This is a genomic window from Streptomyces sp. NPDC007901 (genome assembly GCF_042959465.1).
In the GTDB taxonomy this organism is placed as follows: Bacteria; Actinomycetota; Actinomycetes; order Streptomycetales; family Streptomycetaceae; genus Streptomyces.
Genome location: NZ_JBIBKW010000009.1, coordinates 164,380 through 182,634, shown reverse-complemented (window position 1 = coordinate 182,634; position 18,255 = coordinate 164,380). Strand labels below are relative to the sequence as shown.

General features: G+C 68.7%; 17 protein-coding genes and 1 pseudogene. 4 read left to right on the top strand and 14 right to left on the bottom strand.

Translation table 11 applies throughout. The features are described from left to right. The first annotated feature begins 9 nt into the window (after window positions 1-9). Window positions 10-492, top strand: coding sequence for a methylated-DNA--[protein]-cysteine S-methyltransferase (locus tag ACFZDK_RS28450; RefSeq protein ID WP_390976756.1), 483 nt, complete (start codon window positions 10-12; stop codon window positions 490-492). 26 nt (window positions 493-518) lie between these two features. Here the strand turns inward: ACFZDK_RS28450 and ACFZDK_RS28445 are convergent, their stop codons facing one another. Then, complete coding sequence (locus ACFZDK_RS28445; protein ID WP_390976755.1) at window positions 519-1,208, bottom strand: Sir2 family NAD-dependent protein deacetylase; 690 nt, start codon at window positions 1,206-1,208, stop codon at window positions 519-521. A 475-nt stretch (window positions 1,209-1,683) separates the two neighbouring features. On the opposite strand from ACFZDK_RS28445, the gene ACFZDK_RS28440 reads away from it, so the two are divergent. Beyond that, on the top strand, window positions 1,684-2,307 hold the full coding sequence (locus ACFZDK_RS28440) for a hypothetical protein (protein ID WP_390976754.1): 624 nt from the start codon (window positions 1,684-1,686) through the stop codon (window positions 2,305-2,307). Window positions 2,308-2,329: 22 nt separating this feature from the next. On the opposite strand, the gene ACFZDK_RS28435 is transcribed toward ACFZDK_RS28440, so the two are convergent. Together ACFZDK_RS28435 and ACFZDK_RS28430 are read right to left on the bottom strand one after the other, a co-directional pair. Next, on the bottom strand, window positions 2,330-3,064 hold the full coding sequence (locus ACFZDK_RS28435) for a Sir2 family NAD-dependent protein deacetylase (RefSeq protein WP_390976753.1): 735 nt from the start codon (window positions 3,062-3,064) through the stop codon (window positions 2,330-2,332). A 236-nt stretch (window positions 3,065-3,300) separates the two neighbouring features. Continuing rightward, window positions 3,301-3,903 carry a hypothetical protein gene (locus tag ACFZDK_RS28430; RefSeq protein WP_390976752.1) on the bottom strand — a complete coding sequence of 201 codons (603 nt, stop codon included), beginning with the start codon at window positions 3,901-3,903 and terminating at the stop codon, window positions 3,301-3,303. Between the two features lie 282 nt (window positions 3,904-4,185). Here ACFZDK_RS28430 and ACFZDK_RS28425 point away from each other — a divergent pair, with 282 nt between their 5' ends. Then, the gene (locus ACFZDK_RS28425) at window positions 4,186-5,751 is read left to right on the top strand and encodes a hypothetical protein (RefSeq protein WP_390976751.1); all 1,566 of its coding nucleotides are present in this window, start codon (window positions 4,186-4,188) and stop codon (window positions 5,749-5,751) included. A gap of 96 nt (window positions 5,752-5,847) precedes the next feature. Here the strand turns inward: ACFZDK_RS28425 and ACFZDK_RS28420 are convergent. The 3 genes and pseudogenes from ACFZDK_RS28420 to ACFZDK_RS28410 all read right to left on the bottom strand — a co-directional run. Further along, window positions 5,848-5,928: pseudogene (locus ACFZDK_RS28420) on the bottom strand (NAD-dependent deacetylase); the annotation flags it as partial. Between the two features lie 96 nt (window positions 5,929-6,024). Next, entirely contained in the window at window positions 6,025-6,519 is a 495-nt protein-coding gene (locus ACFZDK_RS28415; protein ID WP_390976750.1) for an NUDIX domain-containing protein, read from the bottom strand. After that, window positions 6,516-7,625: an ADP-ribosylglycohydrolase family protein gene (locus ACFZDK_RS28410; RefSeq protein ID WP_390976749.1), complete on the bottom strand. Its 1,110-nt coding sequence runs from the start codon at window positions 7,623-7,625 to the stop codon at window positions 6,516-6,518. Before ACFZDK_RS28410 ends, ACFZDK_RS28415 begins: the two co-directional genes overlap by 4 nt. Window positions 7,626-7,784: 159 nt before the next feature. Here ACFZDK_RS28410 and ACFZDK_RS28405 point away from each other — a divergent pair, with 159 nt between their 5' ends. Further along, window positions 7,785-8,903: a glycerate kinase gene (locus ACFZDK_RS28405; protein ID WP_390976982.1), complete on the top strand. Its 1,119-nt coding sequence runs from the start codon at window positions 7,785-7,787 to the stop codon at window positions 8,901-8,903. Between the two features lie 7 nt (window positions 8,904-8,910). Here the strand turns inward: ACFZDK_RS28405 and ACFZDK_RS28400 are convergent, their stop codons facing one another. The 8 genes from ACFZDK_RS28400 to ccrA form a co-directional block, all read right to left on the bottom strand. Then, window positions 8,911-10,140, bottom strand: a complete 1,230-nt coding sequence (locus ACFZDK_RS28400; protein ID WP_390976748.1) for an alpha/beta fold hydrolase — start codon at window positions 10,138-10,140, stop codon at window positions 8,911-8,913. A 225-nt stretch (window positions 10,141-10,365) separates the two neighbouring features. Then, the gene (gene pssA / locus ACFZDK_RS28395; protein WP_355719360.1) at window positions 10,366-11,190 is read right to left on the bottom strand and encodes a CDP-diacylglycerol--serine O-phosphatidyltransferase; all 825 of its coding nucleotides are present in this window, start codon (window positions 11,188-11,190) and stop codon (window positions 10,366-10,368) included. A 22-nt stretch (window positions 11,191-11,212) separates the two neighbouring features. After that, a complete protein-coding gene (locus tag ACFZDK_RS28390) occupies window positions 11,213-11,869 on the bottom strand; it encodes a phosphatidylserine decarboxylase (RefSeq protein ID WP_365684803.1) in 657 nt (218 codons plus the stop codon). A gap of 170 nt (window positions 11,870-12,039) precedes the next feature. Further along, on the bottom strand, window positions 12,040-13,245 hold the full coding sequence (locus ACFZDK_RS28385) for an acyl-CoA dehydrogenase family protein (RefSeq protein ID WP_107907975.1): 1,206 nt from the start codon (window positions 13,243-13,245) through the stop codon (window positions 12,040-12,042). 3 nt (window positions 13,246-13,248) lie between these two features. Further along, a complete protein-coding gene (locus tag ACFZDK_RS28380; RefSeq protein WP_217547894.1) occupies window positions 13,249-13,761 on the bottom strand; it encodes a MaoC family dehydratase in 513 nt (170 codons plus the stop codon). Between the two features lie 15 nt (window positions 13,762-13,776). Next, on the bottom strand, window positions 13,777-14,742 hold the full coding sequence (locus ACFZDK_RS28375; protein ID WP_390976747.1) for an aldolase/citrate lyase family protein: 966 nt from the start codon (window positions 14,740-14,742) through the stop codon (window positions 13,777-13,779). After that, on the bottom strand, window positions 14,739-16,787 hold the full coding sequence (locus ACFZDK_RS28370; RefSeq protein ID WP_390976746.1) for a methylmalonyl-CoA mutase family protein: 2,049 nt from the start codon (window positions 16,785-16,787) through the stop codon (window positions 14,739-14,741). Before ACFZDK_RS28370 ends, ACFZDK_RS28375 begins: the two co-directional genes overlap by 4 nt. Window positions 16,788-16,804: 17 nt before the next feature. After that, window positions 16,805-18,148 carry a crotonyl-CoA carboxylase/reductase gene (gene ccrA, locus ACFZDK_RS28365; RefSeq protein ID WP_390976745.1) on the bottom strand — a complete coding sequence of 448 codons (1,344 nt, stop codon included), beginning with the start codon at window positions 18,146-18,148 and terminating at the stop codon, window positions 16,805-16,807. Window positions 18,149-18,255 lie beyond the last annotated feature (107 nt).

Sequence of the window (18,255 nt, the reverse complement as noted above, 5' to 3'; positions counted from 1 at the left end):
GATCTTGTCGTGAAGAACCACACCGTGACCGACAGCCCGTACGGTCCCCTCACCCTGGTGGCCGAGGACGGCACCCTCTGCGGCCTCTACATGGTCGAACAGCGCCACCGCCCGCCGGAGGAGACCTTCGGCTCCCGCGACGACGACCTGTTCACCGAGACCGAGGAGCAGCTCTCCGCCTACTTCGCGGGCGAGTTGAAGGAGTTCACCCTCGAACTGCGCCTGAACGGCACGCCGTTCCAGCGCAGCGTCTGGGAACAGCTGCTCCTGATCCCCTACGGGGAGACCCGGTCGTACGGTGAACTCGCCGAGGCCCTGGGCAATCCGCAGGCCTCCCGCGCCGTCGGCCTCGCCAACGGCAAGAACCCGATCGGCATCATCGTCCCCTGCCACCGCGTGATCGGCGCCAACGGCAGCCTCACCGGCTACGGCGGCGGCCTGCCCCGCAAGCAGCGCCTGCTGGACTTCGAACAGGGCGCGGGCCTCTTCTGACGGGCCGCCGCTTCGGCAGGCCTCGGCTACTCGTTCCGCAAGCCCGCCAGCAACTCCGGCAGCGCGGTGCCGATGGGCTCGCGGATCACCTCGTCCGCGAGTTCGTCGTACGGCGTCGGTTCGGCGTTGACGATGACCAGCCGGGCGCCGTGGTCGGCGGCGACGCCCGCGAGGCCCGCGGCGGGCTGTACCTGGAGGCTGCTGCCGACGGCGATGAACACCTGGCAGGCCTTGGTGATGGCGACGGCCTCCCCGAGCACCACCGGATCCAGCCGCTCGCCGAAGAAGACGGTCGCGGACTTGAGGATGCCGCCGCACTCCAGGCACGGCGGGTCGGCCTCGCCGGCCTCGACGCGGGCCAGGGCGTCCTGCATCGGACCGCGCGCGTGGCACGCGGTGCACAGGAAACTTCGCGCGCTGCCGTGGAGTTCGAGCACCTTGCGGGCGGGCAGCCCGGCGAGCTGGTGCAGCCCGTCCACGTTCTGGGTGATGACCCGCACCGGAACCCCGGACCTCTCCAGCTCGGCCACCGCCCGATGCGCGGCGTTCGGCTCCGCCCGCAGCGTGCGGTTCTTCCGGCGCAGCTGCCACGAGCGCCGCCAGATCTCCGGATCGCTCATGTAGTACTCGTACGTCACGAGCTTCTCGGCCTCGGGATCCCTGCGCCACACGCCGCTCGGGCCGCGGTAGTCCGGGATACCGGAGTCACAAGGCATCGGCAGATGTAACACGGGGGGCTTGATACGCCACGGACGCACCTCGCTGCACGTGCTATCGCCTTCGAGTCTCACAGGTGCGGCTCGTTGTGCTTCAGACGGACTGACAGACAGGCGTCAGCCTCGAAGAGCCCCAGGTCTGCGTGGCGACGGCCCGGACGGGCTGGGTACCGTATCTCAAATCGGGGCCAGGCGAAGAAGACCTCAGCTGGCCCGCTAGGCTCCCCGCTGACTTCGGTCTCGGCGCACGCCGGGGCTTCTTACGTGGGTGTTCCCGGTCGGGGGCACCGGGGGGCGAATGATGAATGCTTCTGTGCTCGGAAGACGGGTCGTCGCGGCGGCGGGTGTGGTGTCGGTGCTGGCGCTGACCGGCGCGTGCGGCGCGGACAGTGGGGACGATGCCGGAGCACGTAAGAAGTCTGCGAGTGCTGGGTCCACCTCGCCTGCGAGCTCGGCGTCGCAGCAGGTATCCGGATTGCCCGTCTCCGCGACCGGGAAGGGGCTCGACCAGAAGGATCTCGACCGCTTGGCGCTGACCGCGCACGACGTCCCGGGCTATACCGTCGACACGGTCACGGGCAAGGGCAGCCCGGTGGACCACGACGTGCTCACGACCTACCGCGCCGTCACCCCCGCACCGTGCCGACCCGTCTACGCGGCCGCAGGGCTGGGCAGCCTGCACGACTTCACGGCCGAGGTCACCCAGGACGTCGTCTCCGCGTCCGACGATCTCGGGCAGCATGCGAGTGTCGGCCTGACCTCCTACGCCCTTGCCGACGCCCGCACGGTGATGGCCGAACTGCGCTCAGCGCTTGCGAAGTGCGCGACCGCCGAGATACGTCCGTCCGCCGCTCACCCCGGTGCTGGGCTGGGGTATTCCAGTGCCCAGTCCCGGTCCGTTTCCGGCTACGGCGACGAGACCCTCGCTTTCGACGCCACCCAGGTCGTCGGCGACGGCGGCACGGGACCAAGCATCCCCTGCACTGTCCTGGTCGTCCGCCAGGACTCGACCATTGCCACCTTCTTGTCCCTCAACCCCATCCAGCCCCCGGCCATCCCCGAGGACGTCGTCGATGCGCAGCTGAAGAAGATCGCGTAGCTCGTTCAAAGGGCGAAGAACCTCAGGGGTTCTGGCTCGCCAGAACACGAAGGAGCTGAGGCAGCGCCGTGCCGATGGGCTCGCGGACGACTTGGTCGGCGAGTTCGTCGTAGGGCGTGGGTTCGGCGTTGACGATGATGAGTCGGGCGCCGTGGTCGGCGGCCACCCCCGCGAGTCCGGCGGCGGGCTGTACCTGGAGGCTGCTGCCCACGGCGATGAACACGGTGCACGCTTTGCTGATGGCGAGGGCCTCGCCGAGGACGACCGGGTCGAGCCGCTCGCCGAACATCACGGTCGCTGACTTGAGGATGCCCCCGCACTCCAGGCACGGTGGGTCCTCCTCGCCGGCCTCGACGCGGGTGATCGCGTCCGCCATCGGTCCTCGGGCGTGGCACTTGGTGCACACCACACTCCGTGCGGTGCCATGCAGTTCGAGCACCTTGCGGGCGGGCATGCCGGCGAGCTGGTGGAGCCCGTCGACGTTCTGCGTGATGACCCTGACCGCAACCCTGGACCTCTCCAGTTCGGCGATGGCCAGGTGCGCGGCGTTGGGCTCGGCTTCGAGCGCGCGGTTCTTGCGCCGCATCTGCCAGGACCTGCGCCGGATCTCCGGGTCGCCCATGTAGTACTCGTACGTCACGAGCTTCTCGGCTTCTGGATCTCGTCGCCACAACCCGTTGGGACCGCGATAATCGGGGATTCCGGAATCGGTGGAGATTCCTGCGCCACTCAGGATGGCTACGAGAGGCCTGTTCATGGGCTGAGACTAGGACGCCCGCGCGGACGGAGGCGAACGGATATCAAGGTGCGGCTGTGTCCTCAGCGGACCGCTGCGACCGAATGCCGTGGCTCCCCCTCGATCTCAGACCTGCGCTGGTCCTTGGTGCCAGGTGCGCTCACTGTCCGAGCGCCCGCACGATGGAGAAGCCGACGGAAGGGCCGGGGCGCAAGGCACTGGCAGAAGCGGGCGCACTGTCACGAGGCGGTGCCTTTTCAGCCGAGGTTGCTCGCGGCGGTCTTGTAGTCAGCAGCCTGCTTCGGCGTCAGGTAGTGGGACACGCGCACGAGGGCCGAGCCGTGAACGTAGTCGTATTCGGTGAGCATCGGCATCGACTTGGTGACGGACCGGATGTACTTCGCGCGGGCTTGTGCGTCGGCCGGACTGCCGAACACCTCGATAGCGCCGCCACGTTCGACGTCCCCCTTGTCGGTGCCGCTGACGTCGTCGGCCGAGATCCGCGTGTCATCGAATGTGATCTTCGACGTGTACTGATTCGGGCGGCCCAGCAGGTGGTTCGGGTCGTTGTCCGCGGTGACGGTTCCGGAAAGCCTGGTCGTGCTCATGGCGGCGGAGAGCTTGGCGAACGCGACCTGTGCGGTGAGGGGCTTGGCCTGTGCTGCTGTGACTTTGGGAGAGGCGGCGTTGACGGGTGCGCCGTTGCTGCTGCGGCGAAGGTGAGGGTCTTTCTCATGCCGACGATCATGAACGTTGGCCGGATTATGTGTAAGGGATGTGGCTGAGTTGTGATGCTGCGTTCGGACGTGCCGGTCACAGGCCCGTCCGTTGTCCATGCTCGCGCCGCGCTCGGGATGCATCGACGGAATCCCAGTGTCGCAAGGCATCGGCAGATGTAACCCTTGGGCTCGATCTTCAAGCTGACGTCTCGAACTGCGCTTCAGGCCTGCTCACTCACGTTGCAACTCGCATACGCCCAAAGGCCTTTGGCTGAACATACGCGGTGCAAATTACCCGATGGGGGGAGCACCGCGATTGTTAGCATCGGGCGGCTGATCCACCTGGGGCAGCGCGACAGAAGGTGGCGAACGATGCGTTTACGAAGAGGCAGACCCCTGATATCCCGGGCGGTCGTAGGTCTTGTGACAGCGGCTTTGCTGGGCGCGGTCTCGGTGGGGCCTGCGCAGGCCGCGGAAAACGAAGGAGGACTGGAGCTCAGTGCTCTCTCGTTCAGCCCGTTGACCGTTGACGCCACGGCCGGGGATGCGATCGCGACCCTCAATTGGGCTGTGAAGGACGGCAACGCGAGCGCCGCCGCTGTCTCGGGCGACGTCTACGTCCGGCAGGTCTCCGCCGTCGGCAGCACCGTGGGGCCCGCCTTCGACATCAGCTACTCGCTGCAGCCGAACGGCTCTGCGATGACCAACTCCGTGTCCGGGAACGCCCAGTCATCCACATACAGTTACGACTTCAGTGTGCCGCAGTACGCGGCGCAGGCCAGCGCCAACTGGGCGGTCGTCAGAGTCACCGCTTCGGACGACCGGGGGAACACCCTGACGGTCGACAAAGACCGGCTCTCGGAGTTCGCAAACTTCGTCACGGCCAAGGAGTCGGTCGACTCCACCGGACCGACTTACGAAGACGTCTCCCTGCCGCCCGACGCGCCGAGGTATCTCTACAACGCGGCAAAGCCCGTCACCGTGGCCTACTACATCGACGTCGCCGATCCCGAGTCCGGCTTCTACAAGGGTGAGGTCACCGTCGCCGGGCCGGGCGGGCAGACGGCATCCGGCAAGCTCAAGGTGGTGACAGCCGACGACGGCAACACCTCCTGCGGTCCCAACACTGGTGGTTGGGGCAGCAACGAGATCATCTGCAGCGTCTCGGTCACCATCCCGGCCGGAGCCGCAGCTGGTACGTGGGCCATCTCACGCATCGGGCTGACCGACAACGCCGGAAACACCTCCGTCTACCGAAACCTGAACCTCGCGCCTGTTCACATCACTCAGAACGCGACTCTGCAGGCCGGCGACTTCTCCATCACCCCGAAGGCCGTGAACGACTGGTCCGAACAGCAGAAGCTCTCGATCACAATGAAGCCCAACGGCGTGCGCGAAGGGCTCACCTCGGTCACTGTGTGGACGGACACGGGCTGCGGCGGATCGATCACCGAGGCGCCCGCCATCAGCGATGACGGCACGATCACCGTTCCCGCCAACATGTTCAATCGCAGCAAGGAATGCATCATCACGGGTATTGCCCTCGTGGACGGTGCCGGAGACGTGGCGGCGTACGGTTCATACTTCGACGGCCCGGACCTGAACCTGGTGGCAACGCAGATTCCGGATACCACGCCCCCCGTGGCAACTTCCGCGTCGCTGAGTTTCACAACGATCGCTGCTAGTGCCCTGCCCCGGAATGTCGTGCTGACCGCTGACGTGACCTCCTTCGCGGGAGTCAACGGATTCAGCGTCACCGTCTACGACTCCGCCGGCCGTCCCGTCAGCGGAGGCTACGGCGGTCTCTCCGCGGTGACCGAGGGGACCGTGCAGATAGGGGTCGATCTGCCGCAAGGGTTGACGCCCGGCGTGTATACCGTCGGATTCGAGCTGACCGACGAGGGCGGACTTTACGCGCAGTACGGCTACTCCAACGTGGGTTCCCCGGCACCGAGCGGGCCGTTGCAGGTCACGGTGACCGACTCCTGACGCCCGAGCCTCGGAGGCGTGGCGGTCGAATGGTCCGCCACGCTCCTCCTCCGGTTGTCACTTCATGCCCGAGCGGGGCTTCCAGCAACGTGGCTGGGGGCCTCTGCGGCGAACGGGAAACCCCTGCTCGGTCGAGATACCGGCGCCGCTGAGCAGGGCGACGAGGGGCTTGGTCATGTGTTCGAGGGTAGGGCGGGGTGCGTGCGGGCGGCGAACGGATATCGCCGCCCCCGAAGCGTCACTCGAAGGAGTGAGCCTGGCTTGGGTGGCCGCTCAGCCCACCCGGTCGCCGTTCTCCAGCTCCGCGGCGCCCGAGCCCTCGGCCAGCACGTCCAGGGCGACCAGGACGCGCCCGCCCAGCGTGCCCGGGAGGTAGTCGGTGATCTCCTCGCGGGGGACCAGCCGCCAGGACAGCAGCTCCTCCTCCTGGAGCTTGATCGCCGAGAGGTCCGTGTCGGTGAGGACGCCGCCGTCGTACACGTAGGCCACGATGGGCGGCCGGCCGGTGCCGTGCACCCAGTCCACCGTGAGCAGCCGGCCCGGCTCCCGGTCCAGGCCGATCTCCTCCAGGGTCTCCCGGCGGGCGCCCTGGCGCGGGGTCTCGCCGTCGTCGGACTCGATGGTGCCGCCCGGCAGCGCCCAGCCCTCCCGGTAGTTGGGCTCGACGAGCAGCACCCGCCCCTCGGCGTCCCGGAAGAGCGCGGCGGCCCCGGCGAGGATGCGGGGGAGGCTCGCGATGTACGCGGCGTAGGTGTCGGTGGTGGTCACTCAGGAAGGGTAACCAGACCGGGCCCGGCGCCCGTCCGGGCGAGCCGCGCGGTGCGCTCCGCCAGGTCGCTGATGCGGGCCCCGTCGAAGCCGAAGACCGCGCTGCGGACCGTGTCCTCCAGCGGCTCCCGCCAGCGCGCCGGGATGGCGGCCGCGCCGGTCAGCACGCCGGCCACCGAGCCCGCCGTCGCGCCGTTGGAGTCGGTGTCCAGGCCGCCGCGCACGGTGAGCGTGACGGTCCGGGTGAAGTCGCCGTCGCCGTGGAGCAGGCCGGCGGTGAGCACGGCCGCGTTCGGGACCGTGTGGATCCAGCCGAGGCCGGCCGTCTCCTCGGCGAGGGTGTCGAGGGTGTCCTCCCAGCCCATCCGGGTCTCGTACAGGGAGACCACCCGGCGCACGGTCCGGGCCAGGCGGCAGCTCGCCGGTACGACGGTGAGCGCGGTGTCGATCGCGTCCCGCACCGTCGGCGCGGTGAAGGCCGCCGAGATCAGCGCGGCCGCCCACATCGCCCCGTACACCCCGTTCCCGGAGTGCGACAGCACCGCGTCCCGGCGGGCCAGGGCCGCGGCCCGGCGCGGGTCGGCCGGGCAGGTCCAGCCGAAGACGTCGGCGCGGATCAGCGCGCCGATCCACTCCTGGAAGGGGTTGTCGTAGGTGGCGGTGAGCGGTGGCTTCAGTCCGTTGGCGAGGTTGCGGTAGGCGGCCCGTTCCGCCGTGAACGTCTGGAGGTAGGGCAGTCGGAGCAGCCACAGCTCGCCGACCTGCTCGGTGCTGAAGCCGAAGCCGTGGGTCTCCAGGAGGTGCAGGCCGAGGACGGCGTAGTCGACGTCGTCGTCCCGGCAGCTGCCGTGGATCCGGCCGCGCACGCAACTGCGCCACTCGGGGCGCAGCGCGAGGGCGTCGGAGTCGTCGGCGGGCTCGGGGAGGTAGTCGGTGAGCGGCAGGGCACCGGCCCGCCGCAGATAGCCGTCGATGCGCTCGCGCGTCCACACCTCGCCCCGCTCGACCGGTTTGCCGAGCATGTTGCCCGCGATCCGGCCGAGCCAGCCGCCGAGCACCCGGTCGGCGAGTTCCCGGTCCGCGAGCGCGGACCCCAGGTTGCCCATGGCTGTGGTCTACCCGCTTTCCCAGGTGGTTCCCAGCCCTTTCCCAGGGTTCGGGCGGGGAATGACGGGGAGGGCGTCCTCCGGTTAAGGTCACAGCGGCGCGACTGGCCTTGACGTGCGCGAGGCCCGGAGAGCAAGGGGATACAGGTGACACAGCGCGTGCTCATCGCCGCGGACAAGTTCAAGGGCTCGCTGACGGCCGTACAGGTCGCCGAGCGGGTCACGGCGGGGCTGCGGCGGGTGGTGCCCGGCCTCGACGTGGAGGCGCTGCCCGTCGCGGACGGCGGGGACGGCACGGTGGCCGCGGCGGTCGCCGCCGGGTTCGAACGCCACGAGAGAGACGTCGCCGGGCCGCTGGGGCAGGAGGTCACCGCCGCGTTCGCGCTGCGCGGCGACACCGCGGTCGTGGAGATGGCCGAGGCGAGCGGACTGCAGCGGCTGCCCCGCGGTGTCTTCGCGCCCCTCACGGCCTCCACCTACGGCTCGGGCGAGCTGCTGCGGGCCGCGCTGGACGCGGGTGCGCGCACGATCGTCTTCGGCGTCGGGGGCAGCGCCACCACCGACGGGGGCGCCGGCATGCTGTCGGCGCTCGGGGCGCGCTTCCTGGACGAGGACGGCGAACCGGTCCCGCCGGGCGGCGGCGGCCTCGCCGACCTGGCCCGCGCGGACCTGTCCGGCCTTGACCCGCGGTTCTCCTCCGTCGACCTGATCCTCGCCAGCGACGTCGACAACCCGCTGACCGGCCCGAAGGGTGCGGCGGCGGTGTACGGCCCGCAGAAGGGCGCCTCGCCGGACGACGTGGAGCTCCTGGACGCCGCGCTGGCCACCTTCGCGAAGGTCCTGGAGGCCGAGGTCGGCCCGCGGGCCGCCGGGTACGCGTCCTCGCCGGGCGCCGGCGCGGCCGGTGGTATCGGCTACGGCGCGCTGCTCCTCGGCGCCCGCTTCCGCGCCGGGATCGAGGTCATGCTCGACGTGCTGGGCTTCGCGCCGGCGCTGGAGCGGGCCACGCTGGTGATCACCGGTGAGGGCTCGCTGGACGAGCAGACGCTGCACGGCAAGGCACCGGCCGGGGTGGCCGCGGCCGCCCGTGCCGCCGACAAGGAGGTCGTCGCGGTCTGCGGCCGCCTCGCCCTGCCGCCGGAGGCACTCGGGCGGGCCGGGTTCCGCCGCGCCTACCCGCTGACCGAGATCGAGCCGGACGTGGTGAAGTGCATCGCCGACGCCGGCCCGATCCTGGAACGGGTGGCGGAGCAGATCGGCCGGGATTTCCTGACCTGAGGGCGGCCTAGTCCAGCGGGGTCAGCTCGCCGTTCGCGTCCCGGTAGTAGCTGCCGCTGGTGAGGCCCCACACCTTGTACTTGTTCAGGAGCCAGTGCCTGGAGATCTCGTGCAGGACATCGGCGGGGCGCTCCCAGACCATGGAGTGTCCCGCGCCCTCCAGCTGGAACATCAGCTTGTGCTGCCCTGCGATGGCCGAGTAGAGCGCCGGGACGGAGAAGCGCTGGTCGTCGGGGACCGGCGAGCTCGCGGGAGTGTTGGCGGTCTGGTCCAGCTGGCCGTGGACGAGGGCCACGGGCACACGGTCGCCGAGCACGTGGGTGCCCGTCGGACTCTCGAACGGCGCGGTCTCCTTGTTCCACCCCCAGAAGTAGGTGTTCCGGTAACGGTGGACACCCTGGGCGTCGCCTGACGGCAGTATGGGGCCCCAGGTACTGCCGACGGGGTCGTTGGCCATCATGGCGGCCCAGGCCCTGTCCACCATGTCGGGGTCCCGCTGGTCGACGCTGCCCTGCTCGCGGTCCCACGCCAGCGTGAAGTTCCGCTTGCTGTTGACGTGCATCGGGAAGCCGAACACGGGGGCGGGCTGGGACACGGGCAGGGTTGTGTTCGGAGGCAGGCCGAAGGGGTCCGTGGCGCTCCCCGACCACCGACCCAGCGGAGCGAAGATCGGGGCGAGCAGGAACAGGCTCTTGACGTTCTCGGGGTGCTGGAGGGTGTAGGGCCCCATGACCGGGCCGGCCGCGGACCAGCCGACGAAGTCGATCGGCGTGGTCATGTGGGGGAGCCCCTTGATGAAGCCGACCACGGTGGCCAGCTCCGCCCACTCGCTCCCGGAGTTGCCCAGCTGGTGGGGGTACAGAGGCGGACCGGTGTACGGCTCCGGCAGGGGGTTGGGGGTGAGCGCGCCCTGCTGTGCGGGGTTGGCGTTACGGGGCTCGTCCATTTTCGGGCGCGGGGACCGGCCGCTGCCCTGAAGATCCATGAGGAACACGTCGTAGTGGTGCGAGGCCAGCTGTTGCGCCCAGCTGTACGTGATGTCGTGTCCGGGGCCGGTGAGGTCGTACCCGGCCACCACCGGCACGCTCCTGCCGTGCAGCATCAGGACGGGGGAGCGGGGCTGGTTGCCCTGCGTTCCGTTGTACTCCCGCACGAAGAGGTTCACGGAGTCGCCCTCGTTCGCCGGGATCGACGAGATGTGCGGGACGAGGTGGTCCTGGGGAGTGAGTGCGGGCATGGCTGTCCTCCGATCTTCATGAGAGTGCGCATCCCACAAATAGGAATAAATCCTCGTAAATTTCACCCCAGTCCCACCGTCCTCTTCCGTCTCGCCCTGTGCAACTCGGCCCTGGGCAAGGGTGGTTGACCGGTCAAAGGGCAACGCCGTACGACCTTGAACGCGAAACGGGTGTGGCCCGAGCCTCGAAGGCTCGGGCCACACCCGTCGGTGTCGGGGCGGGGATCAGGGCAGCTGGGCCGCCCGCGCCTCGCGGCGGTTGTCGCGGATGTTGTTCACCCGGCGGGCCGTGGCGAACAGCGGGATCACCGCGCCCATCACCAGCTGCAGCGCGCAGCCGGTCTGGAGGAGCAGCTGGCCTGCCGGGGCGTCGAAGGCCCAGGCCGCCAGGAGCCCCATGGACAGGACGATCCAGGAGAGCATCGCGCCGGCGAGCGGGCCGCGCGGCTTCGGGTACTCGACCCGGCTCACCATCAGCCAGGCGGTGCCGAGGATCGCGAGCAGCGTCGCGAAGAACGGCAGCTCCAGCAGCACGATGGAGACGACCGTCAGCGCCCCGAAGGGGCTCGGCATGCCCTGGAACATGCCGTTCGGCGGTGTCACGCACGAGAACCGCGCGAGTCTCAGCACCACGGCGAGCAGGACGACGACGGCTCCGACCGCGGCCACCTTCTGGTACGCGTCGTCCGCCACCATGCCGTAGACGAGGACGAAGTACGCCGGGGCCAGGCCGAAGCTGACCAGGTCGGAGAGGTTGTCCAGCTCCGCGCCCATGGGGGAGGAGCGGAGCTTCCTCGCCACCAGGCCGTCGAAGAGGTCGAAGACGGCCGCGCAGAGCATGAGGATGACCGCGGTCGCGGCGCTGTGGCGCGCCATGCCCGCGGACTGGTCGTCCCCGGTGAGGTGCGGGATCAGGATGCCGGTGGTGGTGAAGTACACCGCCATGAAGCCGCAGGTCGCGTTGCCGAGCGTGAGGGTGTCCGCTATCGACAGGCGGAGAGAGAGCGGCATCTCCTCCTCGTCGTCGCCGATCTCGTCGGCCTCGGGCACCCAGCCCGCCTGGGTCTCAGGATCAATCACGGTCAATGCGAGTCACCCCAGCCACGGTCTTCTGGCCGACCTCGACCGCGACCTCCACGCCCTCCGGCAGGTAGATGTCGACGCGTGAGCCGAAGCGGATCAGGCCGATGCGGTCGCCCTGCTCGACCTTCGTGCCCTGCGGGACGTAGGGCACGATGCGACGGGCCACCGCGCCGGCGATCTGGATCATCTCGATGTCGCCGAGTTCGGTGTCGAAATGCCAGACTACGCGCTCGTTGTTCTCGCTCTCCTTGTTGAAGGCGGGAACGAAGCCACCGGGGATGTGCTCCACCGACGTCACCGTGCCCGACAGGGGCGCGCGGTTGACGTGGACGTTGAGCGGGCTCATGAAGATCGCGACGCGGGTCCGTCCGTCCTTCCACGGCATGATGCTCTGCACCACACCGTCGGCGGGCGAGATGACACGGCCCTGGGCGATCTCACGCTCGGGGTCGCGGAAGAACCACAGCATGCCCGCCGCGAGCGCGGTGGCGGGCACGGCGACGGCCTTGGCGGCACCGGAGCGACGGGCGCGGAGCAGGCTGACGGCTGCGGTGGCGACGGTCGGGAGAAGCCACGGCGATGCTCCGCGCGCGAGGCGTACGCCGGCCAGGCTGTCTCGATGTGCAGAGGTTTGGCTGTGGGGCATGGATGACCTTCGTAGCGGATGATGCCGCGCTCTAAAGGGGGACGGCGGCTTTCCGGGGATCGTACCGGTCGCGGGCTACAACTGGGCAAGCCAGGAAGCCGAGTCGGCGGCTGAAGACCGTTGACGGGGTGTGATCTTCTTCTCGAAGAAAGCACCCCGTATCCGGACAATCAGCCCTGGAATCGATACTCTTCGAGCAACCTGCGCCCGATGATCATTTTCTGGATCTCGGCGGTACCTTCGCCGATCAGCAACATCGGCGCCTCACGGTAGAGACGTTCGATCTCGTACTCCTTGGAGAAGCCGTAGCCGCCGTGGATCCGGAAGGCGTCCTCCACGACCTCCTTGCAGTACTCGGAGGCGAGGTACTTCGCCATCCCCGCCTCCAGGTCGTTTCGCTCCCCGGAGTCCTTTTTGCGTGCGGCGTTGACCATCATGGCATGGGCGGCCTCGACCTTGGTGGCCATCTCCGCCAGCTTGAACTGGATGGCCTGGTGCTGGGCGATCGCCTTGCCGAAAGTGTGACGCTGCTGGGCGTACTGGACACCGAGCTCGAACGCGCGCTGGGCGACACCGCAACCACGGGCCGCCACGTTGACGCGGCCGACCTCGACTCCGTCCATCATTTGGTAAAAACCTCGGCCCGTGACGCCGCCGAGCACCCGATTGGCCGGAATCCGCAACCCGTCCATGATCAGCTCGGTGGTGTCGACACCCTTGTAGCCCATCTTGTCGATCTTGCCCGGGATGGTGAGACCGGGACGGACCTCGCCGAAGCCGGGCTCCTTCTCCACGAGGAAGGTCGTCATCGACTTGTGGGGTGCGGTGCCCTCGGGGTGTCCTTCGTCACTCCGGACCAGGACGGCCACCAGCGACGAGGTGCCGCCGTTCGTCAGCCACATCTTCTGGCCGTTCAGGACGTACTCCTCGCCGTCCTTCACCGCCTTCGACGTGATCGCCGACACGTCCGAGCCCAGACCCGGCTCCGACATCGAGAACGCGCCCCGGATGTCGCCGGCCGCCATGCGCGGCAGGAAGTGGTCCTTCTGCTCCTGCGTGCCGTGCTGCTTGAGCATGTACGCCACGATGAAGTGCGTGTTGATGATCCCGGAGACGGACATCCAGCCCCGGGCGATCTCCTCCACGCACAGCGCGTACGTCAGGAGGGACTCGCCCAGGCCGCCGTACTCCTCGGGGATCATCAGGCCGAAGAGGCCGAGCTCCTTGAGGCCGTCGACGATCTGCTGCGGGTACTCGTCGCGGTGCTCCAGCTCGGTGGCGACCGGGATGATCTCCTTGTCCACGAAGTCGCGGACGGTGGAGAGGATCTCCTGCTGGATGTCGGTCAGACCGGCGGTCTGGGCGAGACGGGCCATCGCTTACTTCCCCTGTTCCTTCAGCTCGGGGCGGCCCGGCTGCTCGCCGCCGCGCTCCTTGATGTACGTCTCGGTCGGCACCATCACCTTGCGGCGGAAGATGCACACGAGCGTGCCGTCCTGCTTGTAGCCCTTGGTCTCGACGTAGACGATCCCGCGGTCGTTCTTCGACTTGGACGGCCACTTGTCGAGCACGGTCGTCTGGCCGTAGATCGTGTCGCCGTGGAAGGTCGGCGCCACGTGCTTGAGCGACTCGATCTCCAGGTTGGCGATCGCCTTGCCCGAGATGTCCGGCACGGACATGCCCAGCAGCAGCGAGTAGATGTAGTTCCCGACCACCACGTTCTTGCCGAAGTCCGTCGTCTTCTCGGCGTAGTTCGTGTCCATGTGGAGCGGGTGGTGGTTCATCGTGAGGAGACAGAACAGGTGGTCGTCGTACTCCGTGACCGTCTTTCCGGGCCAGTGCTTGTACGTCGCCCCGACCTCGAACTCCTCGTACGTGCGTCCGAACTGCATCGCGCTCAGGGCTCCTTAGCTGACGGGGGTCTCGAACTTCGAGGTGCGCTGCATGCCGGCGGCTCGGCCCTTGCCGGAGATGACCAGGGCCATCTTGCGGCTGGCCTCGTCGATCATCTCGTCGCCGAGCATCGCGGAGCCCTTCTTGCCGCCCGCCTCGGACGTGTAGTAGTCGTACGCGTCCAGGATCAGCTCGGCGTGGTCGTAGTCCTCCTGCGACGGCGAGAAGATCTCGTTGGACGCCTCGACCTGGCCCGGGTGCAGCACCCACTTGCCGTCGAAGCCGAGGGCCGCGGCACGCTGGGCGACCTCGCGGTAGCCGTCGATGTTGCGGATCTGCAGGTAGGGGCCGTCGATCGCCTGGAGGTTGTTGGCGCGGGCGGCCATCAGGATCTTCATCAGGATGTAGTGGTAGGCGTCCGCCGGGTAGCCGGGCGGCTGCTCGCCCACGACCAGTGACTTCATGTTGATGGAGGCCATGAAGTCGGCCGGGCCGAAGATGATCGTCTCGACGCGCGGGGAGGCGGTCGCGATCTCGTTGACGTTGTTCAGGCCCTGCGCGTTCTCGATCTGCGCCTCGATGCCGATCTTGCCGACCTCGAAGCCCATCGTCTTCTCGATCTGGGTCAGGAGGAGGTCCAGGGCGACCACCTGCTGGGCCGTCTGCACCTTCGGCAGCATGATGCAGTCGAGGTTCTGGCCGGCGCCCTCGACGACCGTGACGACATCGCGGTACGTCCACTCGGTCGTCCAGTCGTTCACGCGCACCACGCGTGTCTTGCCGGTCCAGTCGCCCTCGTTCAGGAACTTGACGATGGTGTGCCGTGCCCCGGGCTTGGCGAGCGGCGCGCACGCGTCCTCCAGGTCCAGGAAGACCTGGTCCGCCGGGAGACCCTGCGCCTTCTCCAGGAAGCGGGGGTTCGAGCCGGGCACGGCCAGGCAGGAGCGCCGCGGGCGGAGCCGGTTGACGGGCGTGGTCATGCGGGGACCTCCAGGGGGTCGAGCTTGTTCGCTTTCCGGATCTCGTCGACGATGCGGCCGATGATTCCGGTGATGTCGAAGTCCTTCGGGGTGAACACCGCGGCCACTCCGGCTTCCCGCAGCTGCTCGGCATCCCCGTTCGGGATGATGCCACCGGCGATCACGGGTATATCTGTGGCACCGGCCACACGGAGTCGTTCCAGGACGTCCGGGACCAGCTGCGCGTGCGACCCGGAGAGGATCGACAGGCCGACCGCGTGCACGTCCTCGGCGAGGGCCGCGTCCACGATCTGTTCGGGCGTCAGCCGGATGCCCTGGTAGACCACCTCGAAGCCGGCGTCCCGGGCGCGCACCGCGATCTGCTCGGCGCCGTTGGAGTGGCCGTCAAGACCGGGCTTGCCAACGAGAAACCTCAGCTTGCCGCTGCCCAGGTCGCGGGCGGTGGCGTCCACCCTGGCCCGCACCTCGGCGAGGGCCGAGCCCGGCTCGACGGGGACCGCGATCGGGGCCGAGGAGACCCCGGTCGGGGCCCGGAACTCGCCGAACACCTCCCGCAGCGCGCCCGCCCACTCGCCGGTCGTGACCCCGGCACGGGCGCACTCCAGGGTGGCCTCCATGAGGTTGCCGGTGCCCTTGGCGGCCTCCTTCAGCCGCTCCAGGGCCTTGCAGGGCCGCGGGTGGTTGAACGGCGGCTGGTAGCGCGTGTCGCGCCAGCGTCCGATCGCCGCCACGACCCTCGCCTCGACCGCCGGGTCCACCGTCTGGATCGCGGTGTCCAGGTCGGCGGTGAGCGGGTTCGGCTCGGTGGTCTCGAAGATGTTGACGCCGACGATCTTCTCCTGGCCCGACTCGATCCGGGCCCGGCGCTCGGCGTGCGAGGAGACCAGCTGCGACTTGAGGTAGCCGGACTCGACGGCGGCCATCGCGCCGCCCATCTCCTGGATCCGGTCGATCTCCGCGAGGGAGTCCTCGACCAGCTGGGCGACCTTCTTCTCGATGACGTGTGAGCCCTCGAAGATGTCCTCGTACTCCAGCAGGTCGCTCTCGTGCGCCAGCACCTGCTGGATGCGCAGCGACCACTGCTGGTCCCAGGGCGTCGGCAGGCCGAGCGCCTCGTTCCAGGCCGGGAGCTGGACGGCACGCGCGCGTGCGTCCTTCGACAGCGTCACCGCGAGCATCTCGAGGACGATCCGCTGGACGTTGTTCTCCGGCTGAGCCTCGGTCAGGCCCAGGGAGTTGACCTGGACGCCGTACCGGAACCGCCGCTGCTTGGCGTTCTCGATGCCGTACCGCTCGCGGGTGATCTGGTCCCAGATGCGGCCGAACGCCCGCATCTTGCACATCTCCTCGACGAACCGGACGCCCGCGTTCACGAAGAAGGAGATACGGGCGACGACGTCGCCCATCCGCTCCTGCGGCACCTGGCCGCTGTCGCGCACGGCGTCGAGGACCGCGATGGCGGTGGACATCGCGTACGCGATCTCCTGGACCGGCGTGGCGCCCGCCTCCTGCAGGTGGTAGCTGCAGATGTTGATCGGGTTCCACTTCGGCATGTGGGAGACCGTGTACGCGATCATGTCCGTCGTCAGGCGGAGCGAGGGCCCCGGCGGGAAGACGTGCGTCCCCCGGGACAGGTACTCCTTGACGATGTCGTTCTGGGTCGTGCCCTGGAGCTTGGTGATGTCCGCGCCCTGCTCCTCCGCGACGACCTGGTAGAGCGCCAGCAGCCACATGGCGGTGGCGTTGATCGTCATCGAGGTGTTCATCTGCTCCAGGGGGATGTCCTGGAACAGCCGGCGCATGTCACCGAGGTGTGAGACGGGCACGCCCACCCGGCCGACCTCGCCGCGGGCGAGGATGTGGTCGGGGTCGTAGCCGGTCTGCGTCGGCAGGTCGAAGGCCACCGACAGACCTGTCTGGCCCTTGGCGAGGTTGCGCCGGTACAGCTCGTTGGACGCCTCGGCCGTGGAGTGGCCGGCATACGTGCGCATGAGCCACGGCCGGTCCTTCTCGCGTGCCCCGTCGGCGATCTGACGCTCAGTCATCTATGACCTCGGGTGTCTCAGATGTTGCGGAAGCGGTTGATGGCGTCGAGGTGCTTGGCCCGCATCTCCTCGTCACGCACCCCGAGACCCTCCCCGGGAGCGAGGCAGAGCACGCCCACCTTGCCCTGGTGGAGGTTGCGGTGCACGTCGTAGGCGGCCTGGCCGGTCTCCTCCAGGGAGTAGACCTTCGACAGGGTCGGGTGGATCTTGCCCTTCGCGATCAGCCGGTTGGCCTCCCAGGCCTCGCGGTAGTTGGCGAAGTGCGAGCCGATGATCCGCTTCAGGGACATCCACAGGTAGCGGTTGTCGTACTCGTGGTTGTAGCCCGAGGTGGAGGCGCAGGTGACGATCGTGCCGCCCTTGCGGGTGACGTAGACGGAGGCGCCGAAGGTCTCCCGGCCCGGGTGCTCGAAGACGATGTCCACGTCCTCGCCGCCGGTGAGTTCACGGATGCGCTTGCCGAAGCGCTTCCACTCGCGCGGGTCCTGCTCCTGCTCGTTCTTCCAGAACTTGTAGCCCTCGGCGTTGCGGTCGATGATCGCCTCGGCGCCCATCGCGCGGCAGATGTCCGCCTTCTGCGGCGACGACACGACACAGATGGGGTTGGCGCCGCCGGCCAGCGCGAACTGCGTGGCGTACGAGCCGAGTCCGCCGCTCGCGCCCCAGATCAGGACGTTGTCGCCCTGCTTCATGCCGGCGCCGTTGCGGGAGACCAGCTGCCGGTAGGCGGTGGAGTTGACCAGGCCGGGAGCGGCGGCCTCCTCCCAGCTGAGGTGGTTCGGCTTCGGCATCAGCTGGTTGGACTTGACCAGCGCGATCTCGGCGAGACCGCCGAAGTTGGTCTCGAAGCCCCAGATGCGCTGCTCGGGGTCGAGCATCGTGTCGTTGTGGCCGTCGCTCGACTCCAGCTCCACGCTGAGGCAGTGCGCGACGACCTCGTCACCGGGCTTCCAGGCGTTGACGCCCGGGCCGGTGCGCAGGACGACGCCCGCGAGGTCGGAGCCGATGATGTGGTACGGCAGGTCGTGCCGCTTGGTCAGCTCGCTGAGGCGGCCGTAGCGCTCCAGGAAGCCGAAGGTCGACAGCGGCTCGAAGATCGAGGTCCACACCGAGTTGTAGTTGACGCTCGACGCCATGACGGCGACCAGGGCCTCGCCCGGGCCCAGCTCGGGCAGGGCCACCTCGTCGAGGTGGATGGACTTGCGCGGGTCCTTGTCGCGGGTCTCCAGACCGGCGAACATCTCCGTCTCGTCCTTGTGCACGGTGATCGCGCGGTACGACTCGGGGAGCGGCAGGGCGGCGAAGTCGGCCGGCGTCGAGTCCGGCGACTGGATCGCGTCCAGAATGGCCTGAGTGGTCACGGTGTTGCCTCCGGCGATGCTTGCGCCCCTTGAGGGAAGGGGCGCTGAGGGTTACGTCGGTGCTGCTGAGGGTTTTGGGAAGGATGCCGTCGGTTCGGCGGGGTGGT

Coding starts and splice junctions, on each gene's coding strand:
- ACFZDK_RS28445 (WP_390976755.1), bottom strand. CDS start 1,208: ATGCCTTGTGACTCCGGTATCCCGGACTACCGCGGCCCGAGCGGCGTG.
- ACFZDK_RS28435 (WP_390976753.1), bottom strand. CDS start 3,064: ATGAACAGGCCTCTCGTAGCCATCCTGAGTGGCGCAGGAATCTCCACC.
- ACFZDK_RS28430 (WP_390976752.1), bottom strand. CDS start 3,903: ATGCATCCCGAGCGCGGCGCGAGCATGGACAACGGACGGGCCTGTGAC.
- ACFZDK_RS28410 (WP_390976749.1), bottom strand. CDS start 7,625: ATGGGCAACCTGGGGTCCGCGCTCGCGGACCGGGAACTCGCCGACCGG.
- ACFZDK_RS28400 (WP_390976748.1), bottom strand. CDS start 10,140: ATGCCCGCACTCACTCCCCAGGACCACCTCGTCCCGCACATCTCGTCG.
- ACFZDK_RS28390 (WP_365684803.1), bottom strand. CDS start 11,869: ATGCCCCACAGCCAAACCTCTGCACATCGAGACAGCCTGGCCGGCGTA.
- ACFZDK_RS28385 (WP_107907975.1), bottom strand. CDS start 13,245: ATGGCCCGTCTCGCCCAGACCGCCGGTCTGACCGACATCCAGCAGGAG.
- ACFZDK_RS28380 (WP_217547894.1), bottom strand. CDS start 13,761: ATGCAGTTCGGACGCACGTACGAGGAGTTCGAGGTCGGGGCGACGTAC.
- ACFZDK_RS28375 (WP_390976747.1), bottom strand. CDS start 14,742: ATGACCACGCCCGTCAACCGGCTCCGCCCGCGGCGCTCCTGCCTGGCC.
- ACFZDK_RS28370 (WP_390976746.1), bottom strand. CDS start 16,787: ATGACTGAGCGTCAGATCGCCGACGGGGCACGCGAGAAGGACCGGCCG.